The following is a 12,094-nucleotide window of genomic DNA, read 5'->3' as shown; positions in this document are numbered from 1 at the left end:
CCCGATGAGCGGCAGGAGCCCAACGTGCTGACCTGTCTGAAGGAGAAGAAAATCGAGCTGGTCCTCAACATCCCCAAAAACCTGAGCAAGGGGGAGCTGGACAACGACTACACCATCCGCCGCACGGCCGTCGATTTCGGCATTCCGCTGCTGACCAACGCCCGCCTGGCCAAGGCGTTTATTCAGGCCTTCTGCACGCTGGAGATGAAGGACCTGAAAATCAAGAGCTGGAAGGAATATAAGGCTATGTAGCGCGAAGCTGCTGCCTCGCGTATCGTTGTAACATCATGTGTAGTGCCGATTTGCCAGAGCGCTGGAAACGGAAGTTCAACAGTATCTGATTGCAAAAGGCAGCACTATAAGCCTGTTAAAATTTAGGGCTCCTGAATGCTTACCCCGCTTAAATGGACTAAAAACAGTTTTTTTTCACAGGCATCTTGAGCGGTTTTGCAGATTGAGGTAGTCTAGGAATGGCGGACAGAAGAAGGACATATATTTCTTCTGTTATGGCAGCAAAATCCAGCGGGACGTCACTCGACAAACGGCGTCAATACAACGAGGCAGTTAAGGCGGAGGCTTTGCTCCTGGCCTCCGAGAGCCACAGCACGCAAGCTGCGGCCCAGCAGTTAGGCATCAGGCTGAAATTACTCTACTGCTGGTAAAAGGCGCAAGTCGTGGCCCCGGACCACTCATTCCGACCGGGCCGGTGTGCGGTGCCCAACCGCTTGCTGGGCCAGCCGGCCCCACCGTCCCAACCAGGTCCGGGTGGGCGACACCACATACTTGCCCAAACAGGGCGGTGCCTAGTTGCACCTGGCTACTATGCTGGACCACCTCCGACAGTTCTTAAATCCTCTATGACCTCCAGCGCCGGTCTTATTGATATACGTAGCGGTATAATTAGGACGCGTAAAAGCCCCGCTTTTTTTCATTGTAGTGCCCCCTTTAAGACGTCCAGCCCGCCGAGCATTTCGAACACCCTCGGGTTTCATACCTAGCTAGGCTGAAGCTTGCCACACATTTAGGTTTTCATCAATGGGCAAAAGGCTTTTCCAGACGCCCGTTTTTCTTCGGCCTCCCCTAGTCACTGTATTAGTACTAGAAGCTGTTTCCATTCCGCCTCGGGAATCAGTAAAAAAGCCTGCAGAACCTAGTTATAGGTGGGAGGTACAATTATTTAATAACCAATTGTTACTGAATGTGTCACTTACCCTATTACATACCCAGTAAATAAAAAGCCTCGTTTGCAGCTTGCAAACGAGGCTTTTGGTGATCCCGCTGGGATTCGAACCCAGGACCCATACATTAAAAGTGTATTGCTCTACCAGCTGAGCTACAGAATCCTTTACTTTGCAATCGACGTGTGTTATTCGCTGATTGTGGCACAAAAGTAGAGGGCCGATCCTTATCCTGCAAACGTTTTGCTCAAAAAAACTCACTTTTTTTTATTTCTGGGCCTGTTTTTCTGCCAAACCGTTCTGGCCCAAAACGATAGCAAAGCCCTTATTAAAGCAGATTCCTTGTTCGAGGTGGGTGCTTTGCTACCTGCCTACAAGCTCTACCGCCAAACCCTGCACCAAGGCCAACAGCATAGCTCCCGGTTGCTGGTGCGCATGGCCTACATTCAGGAACAAATTGGTCATTATCCGGCAGCACTGTACTACTTAAATGTACTTCAGACGCATGCCCCCTCGCAGGCTACCTGGAATAAAATGGTTGAGTTGGCCCAAAACAACCGTCTCGATGGGTATACTACTTCCTGGCCGCAGCGCTTACTTATTCCCTTCCGGCGCTATTACAATCAGTTGTTGCAAGCCGCCTTTATAGTAGCGGTAATCGCGGGCACAGTCTTATTAATACGCTTGCTAAAGTGCCGCCGTATTATTCGGGAATGGTGGGTGCTCTATGGCATGTATCTGCTGCTGGCTGGGGTATTGCTTAATCTGCTTCGCCCGGAAAACGTGGGTGTGGTATGTCAGCCGCGGGCAGCGTTGATGAGCGGACCCGCCGCTGGCGCCGGTTGGCTGACCGTGGTAGCTGCCGGTGACCGGCTGCAGGTGGAGGGAGAACAGGATATCTGGTATCAGGTAGAATGGCACGGGCGCACGGCTTACATCCGCCGCCAAAATCTGCTATTGGTAGAGTAAGGCCTTCGTTCCTGTTAAAACGGAAGTACCCAGGCGCACGGGCAATCTTCTCATCTGTTAAAAATAGAAAGCCCCAGGCCAGCAGGAAAGTTCTGCAAGCCCGGGGCTTTTTGGTTGAGATATAACAGTAATTCTCCCTTGAATAGGTTAGCGCAAAGGCGAATCTTTTTCTTTGCGAAAATGATTCAGCACCAGTTTATCCGTAAGGCTGGGCATCCACTTATTCAGGAAAACGGTGAGTTTGCCTTGGCTGGTGAGCACCATATCGCGGCGGCGCTGCTGCACGGCGCGCAGCAAGTGCTCTGCTACTTCCTCGCTGCTCATGATATTGCCCTCATCCAACGGCGACTCTCCCTGCTGGGAGCCATCGGCGGCCAGGGCCACGTTGCGAATGTTGGAGGAAGTGAAGCCTGGGCAGGCTACCAGCACGTGCACACCCTGCGGCAGCAGTTCCGTGCGTAGCGCTTCCAGGAAACCCTGCATAGCAAACTTGGAAGCCGAGTAGCCCGTGCGCCCCGGCAGGCCGCGGTAACCCGCAATGCTGCTGATGCCGACAATGGAGCCTTTTGTAGCCACGATATGCGGCAGCGCAAACTTGGTGGTATACACAGTCCCGAAAAAGTTGGTTTGCATCAGCTGCCGGATTACATCCAGGTCGGCATCCTGAAACAGGGCCCGCATGGAAATTCCGGCGTTATTTAGTAGCACATCCAGTCGGCCAAAAGCGGCAATGGTTTCCTCTACCGCGCGGCGTGAGTCTTCCTCATTGCCTACATCGGCGCGAACGGTGCGGTGCTCAATGCCCTGGCGCTTAAGTTCGGTGCTGGTTTCCTGCAGGCGCGCTTCATTACGGCCCGTGATAACTACTTTGGCACCGGCCTTGCCGAACACCTCTGCACAAGCGCGGCCGATACCTGAGGTGCCGCCGGTAATCAGTACAACTTTTCCTTTCATAGAGTCTTAGCAGAATTCAGCCACCCGCTCAGCAAGCCGGGAAAGGCAAAAGTACGGTTTTTCTGAGCGCACCTGAGATGCCGCGAGCATCACAAAATCCGCGACATCCGATAAATCCGGTCAAATCCGTGGTTACCTTTGCGCTTGTGAGGAAATCAGTAAAAAACATCCCCGCGGAGCTGCTTCGCGAAGTCGAAATCACCGATATGGTGGCCGAGGGCAAGTGCCTGGTGCGCCGCGAGAATCTGGTCATTTTTGTAACCCAGGTAGCCCCCGGCGACGTGGTAGATTTGCGCGTAACCAAAGCCAAAAAGAACTTCCTGGAAGCCGTGCCCACGCACTTCCATAAGTATTCTGAGCTGCGCGTGCAGCCTTTCTGCGAGCATTTCGGAACCTGCGGCGGCTGCAAGTGGCAGCACTTAGGCTACGAAACCCAGCTTAAATTCAAGCATCAGCAGGTAGCAGATACTTTGCAGCGCATTGGTAAAGTGGCCTTACCAGAAATCCAGCCCATTCTCCCTTCCCCGGCACAGACGTACTACCGCAACAAACTGGAGTACACCTTCAGCCACAATGGCTGGCTCACCAACGAGCAGATTGCCAGCGGCCATGACTATGACCGCCGCGTGCTGGGCTTCCATACTCCCGCCCGCTTCGATAAGATTCTGGACGTGAACCATTGCTGGCTGCAGCCCGACCCCAGCAACCAGATCCGGCTGGCCGTGCGCGACTACGCCCACGAGCACGACCTACCTTTCAACAACCTGGTCACGCAGGAAGGCTTCCTGCGCAACCTCATCATCCGCACGGCCAACTCCGGCGACCTGATGGTGATTCTGCAGTGCTACTACGCGCACGACGCGCTGTTTCCGCTGCTAGATTATATCAATGAGCGGTTCCCGCAAATCACCTCCCTCAACTACGTCCTCAACGACAAAGGCAACGAAACCTTCCACGACCTAGACGTGGTGTGCTACAAGGGCGAGCCGTACATCCACGAGGAAATGGAAGGCCTGCGCTTCCGCGTAGGCCCCAAATCCTTCTATCAGACTAATTCTGAAGGCGCCTACAACCTCTACAAAGTGACCCGCGACTTTGCCCAACTTACCGGCTCGGAGCTAGTGTATGACCTCTATACCGGTGCTGGCACCATTGCCAACTTTGTGGCCCGCCAGGCCAAGCACGTAGTGGGCGTAGAGTATGTGGAATCAGCGGTGAAGGACGCCTATATCAACTCCGAAATCAACGGCACCACCAACACCGAGTTTTACGCCGGCGACATGAAGGACGTGCTCAACGCGGAGTTCATCCAGAAGCACGGCCGCCCCGACGTCATCATCACCGACCCGCCCCGCGCCGGCATGCACCCCGACGTAGTGGCCCGCCTGCTCGAAATGCGCGCAGCGCGCATCGTGTACGTCAGCTGCAACCCCGGCACCCAGGCCCGGGATTTGGAACTGCTGGATGAGGCCTATAAAGTGACGAAAGTGCAGCCGGTGGATATGTTCCCGCACACGCACCATGTGGAGAATGTGGTATTGCTGGAGTTGCGGTAGGTTTGCAGGAACTTTATGTCTTACAAAGCACCCGTTTTCTGGAAGCTCTTTTTTGGAATGTTATTCACTATAATTCTATGCTTTAGCACATTATATCGGAACCAAAAACAAAAAGGCGACTTCCTCCATCTGACAAGTAAACTCACTAATATCTCTAATTCACTACAGATAGAAGGGCATATAAATCTCAACAATGAGCCAATACGCTACCTGAAGATCAAGGATTATCCTAAATATTTCAAATTACTTATCGGTGAGGATATTGACGGTTCAAAACCAGATTTTCAACGAATTGACAACCTTAAAGCTGGTGACGTTATTACTATTTACTACGACGAAACCTTCCTAAGCAGCGACCCTGAAGTTTCTCGTTTAGCGTATTTTATTGATAAGGATAGTAAGCCTTACTTTATTCGGGGCAAACAAAATACTATAGGCTACTACATAATTGGTTTTTGCCTAGCTGTAATTGCCATTTCATATATATTAAAGAAAACTGGTAGAATAGCATAAACTAAAATGGACTATACCAACGACCCCGAACTGAACGGCAAATACCTCGGCACCATCACCAAGGACTTCGCTACCGTTTCTGATACGCTGATGGAGGCCTCCTCCCAGATTCGGAAGCGAGATATTTCGAAGTACCCCATTTTCGTTTTTGCCCGCCAGGAGGTGCCGCTGGGTGGCCTGCTGGTGAATGCCGATGAGTTGAACCTGGAATGGCACGTTTTCGCCAGCTACTTGGAGCTGTTTGTGCAGCAAGGCATCGTGGGCCAGGAGGGCATCGAAGCCTTCCAAAGCACCTACCGCGACGCTGATGAATACTGCTGCCTCTTCGTGCTGGATGAGGAGTTCACCAACTTCGTGTACATCCCCTACCCGGAAGACTAACAGCAACTGTCATCCTGAGTGAAGCGAAGGACCTTATTACGTTGAAACGAGTCGTTGTTACGAAGTCGTTTTGTCGTGATAAGGTCCTTCGCTTCACTCAGGATGACAGCTTTTTTTATACTATCTGAAATTTATTCCTGCTTTAGAAGTGCTGCCAACCCTGGGCACGCAGGGGCACCGGCTGACCGGCTTTAGTAATCAGGTTGGCGCCCTCGCTCTTGTCTATCATGTGGCCGATGATGGTGATATCGGGGTGGTTTTTGAGCTTGTCGTGGGCAGAAAGGGGAACGGTGAAGAGCAGTTCGTAGTCCTCGCCGCCGTTGAGCATGCACATGATGGGGTCTAGGTTAAACTCCTCGGCTACTTCCAGCGTGGGGTTGGCAATGGGCAGGTTCTCGGAGAAAATGCGGGCACCGGTTCCGCTGGCTTGGCACAGGTGCAGCGTTTCGGAGGCCAGCCCATCGGAAATATCAATCATGCTGGTGGGCACCACGCCCAGGTCGCGTAGTTCATGAATGATGTCCATGCGGGCTTCGGGGCGGAGCTGGCGCTGCAGCACGTAGGGGTATTTGCTGAGCTCGGGCTGGGTTTCGGGGTCGGCCTGCCAAGCCTGCTTTTCGCGCTCCAATACCTGTAGGCCCAAGAAAGCACCGCCCAGGTCGCCGGTTACGCAAATCAGGTCGTTAGGGCCGGCACCGCTGCGGCGCACTGCTTTACCGTGCTCCACCTGCCCCAAAGCCGTGATGTTGATAGTAAGTCCACCACGGCTGGCGGTAGTATCACCGCCCACCAAATCTACATTATAAGCTTCGCAGGCCAGGCGCATACCTTCGTACAGTTCCTCAATAGCCTCCACCGAAAACCGGGCCCCAATAGAAATTGACACCACAATTTGTGTGGGTGTGGCATTCATAGCGGCTATATCCGACACATTTACGGCCACCGCTTTATAGCCTACATGCTTGAGCGGGCAGAACGTTAGGTCGAAGTGCACGCCTTCCACCAGCATATCCGTGCTCACCACCACATCATGGTTAGCGGCCGGGGCTATAACGGCGGCATCATCCCCAATTCCCAACACAGTGCTGGGCTGCTGGAGCGTGATGGTATTCTGAATGCGGTGGATAAGACCGAACTCCCCTACTTTATCGAGTGGCGTGATGTCGCTCATGGAATTCAATTAAATGAGGGTGCAAAAGTACAATAGTCTACGCGCTGGCCGAAATTGCTAGAGAAGATATGGTGACAGAAGCCAGTACTGACATGCGGAGTGGAGCGTAGTACCCTAGTAAGGCGGGCAACAATCGTTTGCTAACGAACGTTAGGAACCATATCTTTGTTGACCTAGTATGGAATCCGTAACCCTCTCCCGCAAAGCACAGATTGACCAGACCGCTACGGCGTTGTTTCGGTCACGGGGCTTTGCGGCTACCAGTATGCGGGAGTTGGCTTCGGCCTTAGGTATTGAAGCTGGCAGCATTTACTCGCACATTCGCAGTAAAGAGGAGATTCTGCACCGGATTTGCTTCCGGCTGGCCGACGCTTTTTTTGCCGGATTTGAAGCCTCGACATACGATAAAGCGCAAACGATTGCAGAGCAGCTGCGCCGGGCCATTGAAAGCCATGTGCGCGTGCTTACCCAGGACGTGGCTGCTTCCGCAGTATTTCTGCACGAGTGGCGCCACCTCTCGGAGCCGGCCCGCACGGAGTTTCTCACCCTGCGTGAGCGGTACGAAACTGGTTTTCACGAGTTGATTCAGCAGGGCCTTACCACCGGAGAGCTACATGCTCCCGATGCCGGCTTTGCCACGCTTACGCTTCTGGCCAGCCTGAACTGGCTGCCTACCTGGTACAAACCCAACGGCAAACTCAGCCCCGATGACATAGCGCACCGCCTGGCGGAGCAGCTGTTGCGCGGGCTTTTAACAATTTAAGCGTTGTGAGAATTATGGCGTTGGAGATTTATACCATAAATGGAAAATCTAAGCTGCTGCTTGGTAGCCTGAACTATGATAATGCTTCTATTCAGGACGCCTTAAACTATGTTCAACAGCAAACAGGTTTGCAAATCGATGTATATGGTCGTACGGTCCTTCACGAAAATCACCGTTTACCCCTTTTACAAGGCTTACAGAAATCTAAAATGCCCGTTTCGGCAGATACATTAGAAAGCTTAGCAGATTTCAAATTTGATTCTGACAACAACCTCGTACTAATCGGCGACTAGCCGGCCCCACCCAATAAATTCACTTCCCACCTTTTTACCCCAGCGCATTATGTACGGCGGAGGAAACACTTTTGAAGCCCCGGTGAAGGCCGATGGCTTAGAAAACGAAGACCCGATTCTGTTGGCCGAGTTTGAGGCACGCATTGCCCGGGGCGAAAAAATTGAGCCCTCGGACTGGATGCCGGCCCTGTACCGCAAGCAGCTCATTCGCATGATTGAGCAGCACGCGCACTCGGAAATTATTGGCTCCCTGCCCGAAGGCACCTGGATTACCCGCGCGCCCGGCTTCCGCCGCAAAATGGCCCAAATGGCCAAAGTGCAGGACGAAGTAGGCCACGCGCAGCTACTGTATTCGGCCGCCGAGACGCTGGGTAAAACCCGGGAGCAGATGCTGTCTGACCTGATCAACGGCAAGTCGAAGTACAGCAACGTCTTCAACTACCCCACCCCTACCTGGGCCGACTCCAACGTTATTTCCTGGCTGATTGACGCCGGCGCCATCGTAAACCAGCTGGCCAACGCCAAGGGCAGCTACGGTCCTTACTGCCGGGCCCTGGACCGAATTTGCGCCGAGGAAGCTTTCCACCTGAAGTACGGCCACGATGCCGTAACGCACATGGCTACCGGCACGCCCACCCAGCGCCGCATGATGCAGGAAGCCCTGAACCGCTGGTGGCCCGCCATCATGACGTTCTTCGGCCCCGCCGACAAAATGAGCACGCACACGGAAATCCTGATGCGCTGGAAGGTGAAAATGGCCACCAACGACGACTGCCGCCAGCAGTTCCTGGATATGTACGTGCCCAAAATCTGGGAGCTGGGTCTCACCCTGCCCGACCCCAACCTGCACAAAAACGAAGAAACCGGCCAGTGGGAGTTCACCGAGCCCGACTGGGAAGACTTCAAGCGCGTGATTAACGGCGACGGTCCCTGCAACAAGGAGCGCCTGGCCGTGCGCCGCGCCGCCGAAGAAAATGGTGCCTGGGTACGCCGCGCGCTGCTCTCGCCCCAGGCCAAATATGTAAAGCCGCTGGCCTAACCCACCGGCTGCTCTTTTAAGCATTGAAATATGGGTTCTGAATTGTAGAGCAAGCGTCCCACCCCGCCCCACCCCTCGGCATTCAGAATTCATATTTCATAATTTTCCCACCAGTGCTCCACTCCCTCGATCCGCGCATTAACCGTTTGGGTTTGCCGGATGCTCCTCCTCCCCCGCCCGACAAGGCTCTGCTGGACCAGTTTGAGACCTACGAAGTCTTTCATCAGAAAAAGGAAGGCACCGCCTACGTGTATGTAGGCCCGGTGCATGCCCCTTCTGCTGATGTGGCCTTTCTCTTTGCTAAGGAGCAGTATAGCCGCCGCTTTCCCTGCACGGGCATGTGGGTAGTGCCCACCGCCAGCATTCAGCTGACCGGCTATGTGGGCGACACGGAATCGGTTTACGACACGCTGCCCGATGACCGGGGCGAGGTTCCGGCAACTGCTCCTTCCGAGGAAGCGCAGGATGCCGCTGCATATGCGGCCGGCGAGGAAGACTACGACATCTTCCACCTGAAAAAGCGCGGCAAAGCGCACACGCATGTTGGCAAGGTACGGGCCGCTACGCCCGGTCAGGCGCTGCAGATAGCTAAGGCTGTGTTTGGTGAGCAGCGCCCCGTGGTAAACGTGTGGGTGGTGCGCTCCGCGGATGTGTTGCACTCCGAGGAAGAAGACAAGGATATGTGGGCCACCAATCCGGAGAAAAAGTACCGGGAAGCTATGGCGTACCGTGTGCAGGACCGCATTGAGCGCTTCAAACAAGAACAACAGCCAAACGCTCCCCAAGCCTGAACGTCGTGAACCAAGCCGCACTCAAAAACCTCCTGTACCGCCTCGCCGACGACCAGCTGATTCTGGGTCACCGCAACTCCGAATGGAATGGCCTGGGCCCGATTCTGGAGGAAGACATAGCCTTTTCCTCCATGGCGCAGGACAAGCTAGGCCACAGTTTGCAGCTGTATTTACTGCTGAATCAGTTAGGCGAAGCGGAGCCGGATACGGTAGCTTTCACCCGCAACGCCCCACAATTTCACTGCTGCCAGCTGGTAGAGTTGCCAATCGGCGAGTATGACTTCAGCCTGATTCGCCACTTCCTCTACGACCACGCCGAGTTGCTACGTTTTGAGGCCCTGGGCCAGAGCAGCTATGAGCCGCTGGCGCAGGTAGCCCGCAAGCTGAAAGGTGAGCTAAAATACCACGTGCTGCACGCCAATACCTGGGTAAAGCGCTTGGGCTCCAGCACCGAAGAGGCTATTGCACGCCTGCAACAGTCCTTGGACTACACGTTACCTTATGCGCTGGGTTTGTTTGAGAAAACGGAGCAGGAAGAAGCTATTATTGCTGAAGGTATTTTCATTGGTGAAGATGCGCTGAAAGCCCGCTGGGAAGAAAGCATCCGTGCTATCCTCAGCCAGACGGCCTTACAAATGCCCGATCTGCAGATCCTAACGCCCGTGTACGGCGGCCGTACTGGGGAACACACCGAATTCCTGCAGCCCCTGCTGGACGAAATGGCCGAAGTATTCCGCCTCGACCCCACGGCTGATTGGTAAGCTACTTTACGAGTTATGCTAAGCTTGTCGAAGCATCTTGCGCGCTTCGGTGGGTGGGTGTACCACACAAGCAAGATGCTTCGACAAGCTTAGCATGACGCCTATTCTAACGGCAACTACGATGGATAAGCCCACTATACTGACTTGGCTGGAAGAAGTGAAGGACCCCGAAATACCGGTGCTTTCACTGGTAGACTTAGGGGTTATCCGGGATGTGGTGCTGCAGGAAAACGGGGGCGTGCTGGTGAAGATGACGCCTACCTTTTCTGGGTGCCCGGCCATGGACTATATGCAGCGCGACGTGGAGCGGGTGCTGCATGCGCACGGCGTAGAGAACGTGCAGATTGAAATGAGCTTCGAGGAACCCTGGAATACCAACATGGTGAGCGAGAAAGGGCGCCTGGCATTGAAGAATTTTGGGCTGGCGCCTCCGCCAGTTTATAACCAAGTGCTGGATCTGGATATTCTGGAGTACGCTACCTGTCCTTATTGTAACAGCCAGAATACGGAAATGCGCACGCCCTTTGGCGCTACGCTCTGCCGCTCCATGCACTACTGCCACAATTGCCGGCAGATGTTTGAGCAGTTTAAGCCCGTTTAATTTTCTTCGCTCTTATCTCACTATTTCGCCGTTTGCGGCGTTACTGCTTTCATGAAAAAAATCCTGCCGCTGGCGCTGTTCCTGCTCATAGCCGGCCTCGAGGCCTGTAACCGAACCCCTGCTCCTATAGATCCGGCTTCTCCAGCCGCTGCCAAAGCCCAGCTCAGTGTACTGCAAGACACCGTGGAAGCGCGCTGGACGGAAATGATTACCAGTGATAATGCCAAGCATAGTGCCACCCGCCAGATAATCCGTGAATTAGAAAACCAGCCTGGCTCCGACCGTTCTCAGTTAAAAGAATTGCTGAAAGCGAACAACCGGCTGAAAGGCCTGCGCTACAATCAGCAAAGCATGCAGGAATCTACCCGGATTGATGTGTATGACGCCGCGCAGGATTCAGTTCTGCGGGCGGTGTATGCCGTAGCAATGCCGGAAACAGGCCAGAAAAGTGAGCTGGTACGCAACCTCACCGAGGGCATTCAGCAATACGATGCAGAAGTGGTTGCTTACCGGCTGCGCTATGACCAAGCCGCTAAACGCTTCAATGACTATCTGCAGGTGCATCAACCTGAGATAACACAGCTGGGAGGGAAATACGCCAAATTGAAACCCCTGCCGCTGTTTACTATTCAGCAGTAACTTGTTCGTCGACTCGCAAGCAACGCCCTGCTTCCTGTAAAAATCAGGAGACAGGGCGTTGCTATGCAACCTTATCTGCACTTAGTAAATCGTCTAAATAAATCTACCTATCATATCTATAGCAACATGCGTACTCTATTCCGCCCTCTGCTCCTCTTAATGCTAGCAACTTCCCTGCTGCCCGGCTGTGCCCATGAGGAGGCCGCGCCCGATTGCACCACGTTGGTAACCGTCCGCGACCTGACTGGGTTGGACGGCTGCCGTATGGTACTGGAGCTAAGCGACGGGCAGCGTCTCGAGCCTCTGGGCCCTGTCTGGCAAGCTTACACCCCGCACGATGAGGAGAAGCTGTATATAGCCTATGAACTGGAGTCTGCTGTTAGTATTTGTATGGTAGGGGAAACAGTACGATTAACCTGCATTCAGCCGGTTTCTCCTTCTCCTCAGAATTAAGTTCTCTTTCGCCTTTACCCATTAAAAAAGCC

The 12,094-nt window shown here is 53.8% G+C and carries 15 protein-coding genes and 1 tRNA gene; 13 read left to right on the top strand and 3 right to left on the bottom strand.

Going from position 1 to position 12,094, the window contains the following annotated elements; all coding sequences use genetic code 11:
* Window positions 1-252: hypothetical protein (locus tag Q4G72_RS13755; RefSeq protein WP_303312004.1), on the top strand; the 252-nt coding region annotated here is incomplete at its 5' end.
* A gap of 1,015 nt (window positions 253-1,267) precedes the next feature.
* Here Q4G72_RS13755 and Q4G72_RS13750 read toward each other — a convergent pair.
* Window positions 1,268-1,343, bottom strand: a tRNA-Lys gene (locus tag Q4G72_RS13750).
* Window positions 1,344-1,421: 78 nt separating this feature from the next.
* Between Q4G72_RS13750 and Q4G72_RS13745 the strand changes: the two genes are divergently transcribed.
* Window positions 1,422-2,147: an SH3 domain-containing protein gene (locus Q4G72_RS13745; RefSeq protein ID WP_303312003.1), complete on the top strand. Its 726-nt coding sequence runs from the start codon at window positions 1,422-1,424 to the stop codon at window positions 2,145-2,147.
* A gap of 147 nt (window positions 2,148-2,294) precedes the next feature.
* On the opposite strand, the gene Q4G72_RS13740 is transcribed toward Q4G72_RS13745, so the two are convergent.
* The gene (locus tag Q4G72_RS13740; protein ID WP_303312002.1) at window positions 2,295-3,101 is read right to left on the bottom strand and encodes an SDR family oxidoreductase; all 807 of its coding nucleotides are present in this window, start codon (window positions 3,099-3,101) and stop codon (window positions 2,295-2,297) included.
* Between the two features lie 146 nt (window positions 3,102-3,247).
* On the opposite strand from Q4G72_RS13740, the gene rlmD reads away from it, so the two are divergent.
* From rlmD to Q4G72_RS13725, 3 genes are read left to right on the top strand one after another with little or no spacing between them, the layout of a single operon-like run.
* Entirely contained in the window at window positions 3,248-4,657 is a 1,410-nt protein-coding gene (gene rlmD / locus Q4G72_RS13735) for a 23S rRNA (uracil(1939)-C(5))-methyltransferase RlmD (protein WP_368409002.1), read from the top strand.
* 15 nt (window positions 4,658-4,672) lie between these two features.
* The gene (locus tag Q4G72_RS13730; RefSeq protein WP_303312001.1) at window positions 4,673-5,170 is read left to right on the top strand and encodes a hypothetical protein; all 498 of its coding nucleotides are present in this window, start codon (window positions 4,673-4,675) and stop codon (window positions 5,168-5,170) included.
* Between the two features lie 6 nt (window positions 5,171-5,176).
* Entirely contained in the window at window positions 5,177-5,551 is a 375-nt protein-coding gene (locus tag Q4G72_RS13725; protein WP_121238090.1) for a hypothetical protein, read from the top strand.
* 142 nt (window positions 5,552-5,693) lie between these two features.
* On the opposite strand, the gene thiL is transcribed toward Q4G72_RS13725, so the two are convergent.
* Window positions 5,694-6,722, bottom strand: coding sequence for a thiamine-phosphate kinase (thiL, locus tag Q4G72_RS13720; protein ID WP_303312000.1), 1,029 nt, complete (start codon window positions 6,720-6,722; stop codon window positions 5,694-5,696).
* A gap of 178 nt (window positions 6,723-6,900) precedes the next feature.
* Here thiL and Q4G72_RS13715 point away from each other — a divergent pair, with 178 nt between their 5' ends.
* The 8 genes from Q4G72_RS13715 (at window position 6,901) to Q4G72_RS13680 (ending at window position 12,062) form a co-directional block, all read left to right on the top strand.
* Window positions 6,901-7,485 (top strand): TetR/AcrR family transcriptional regulator, encoded by a 585-nt coding sequence (locus tag Q4G72_RS13715; RefSeq protein ID WP_303311999.1) that lies wholly within the window; start codon window positions 6,901-6,903, stop codon window positions 7,483-7,485.
* 14 nt (window positions 7,486-7,499) lie between these two features.
* Window positions 7,500-7,778 carry a hypothetical protein gene (locus Q4G72_RS13710; RefSeq protein WP_303311998.1) on the top strand — a complete coding sequence of 93 codons (279 nt, stop codon included), beginning with the start codon at window positions 7,500-7,502 and terminating at the stop codon, window positions 7,776-7,778.
* Between the two features lie 49 nt (window positions 7,779-7,827).
* Window positions 7,828-8,817: a 1,2-phenylacetyl-CoA epoxidase subunit PaaA gene (paaA, locus tag Q4G72_RS13705; protein WP_044514143.1), complete on the top strand. Its 990-nt coding sequence runs from the start codon at window positions 7,828-7,830 to the stop codon at window positions 8,815-8,817.
* 113 nt (window positions 8,818-8,930) lie between these two features.
* On the top strand, window positions 8,931-9,608 hold the full coding sequence (locus Q4G72_RS13700) for a phenylacetic acid degradation b (RefSeq protein ID WP_303311997.1): 678 nt from the start codon (window positions 8,931-8,933) through the stop codon (window positions 9,606-9,608).
* Between the two features lie 5 nt (window positions 9,609-9,613).
* Window positions 9,614-10,369 carry a 1,2-phenylacetyl-CoA epoxidase subunit PaaC gene (paaC, locus tag Q4G72_RS13695; RefSeq protein WP_303311996.1) on the top strand — a complete coding sequence of 252 codons (756 nt, stop codon included), beginning with the start codon at window positions 9,614-9,616 and terminating at the stop codon, window positions 10,367-10,369.
* Window positions 10,370-10,463: 94 nt separating this feature from the next.
* Window positions 10,464-10,970 (top strand): 1,2-phenylacetyl-CoA epoxidase subunit PaaD, encoded by a 507-nt coding sequence (gene paaD / locus Q4G72_RS13690; protein WP_303311995.1) that lies wholly within the window; start codon window positions 10,464-10,466, stop codon window positions 10,968-10,970.
* Window positions 10,971-11,021: 51 nt separating this feature from the next.
* Window positions 11,022-11,609, top strand: a complete 588-nt coding sequence (locus tag Q4G72_RS13685) for a hypothetical protein (RefSeq protein ID WP_303311994.1) — start codon at window positions 11,022-11,024, stop codon at window positions 11,607-11,609.
* 159 nt (window positions 11,610-11,768) lie between these two features.
* Window positions 11,769-12,062 (top strand): hypothetical protein, encoded by a 294-nt coding sequence (locus Q4G72_RS13680; RefSeq protein ID WP_303311993.1) that lies wholly within the window; start codon window positions 11,769-11,771, stop codon window positions 12,060-12,062.
* Window positions 12,063-12,094 lie beyond the last annotated feature (32 nt).

The sequence above is a fragment of the Hymenobacter sp. BT730 genome (assembly GCF_030542105.1).
Classification (GTDB): domain Bacteria; phylum Bacteroidota; class Bacteroidia; order Cytophagales; family Hymenobacteraceae; genus Hymenobacter.
This window is presented reverse-complemented; position numbering and strand designations above follow the sequence as displayed.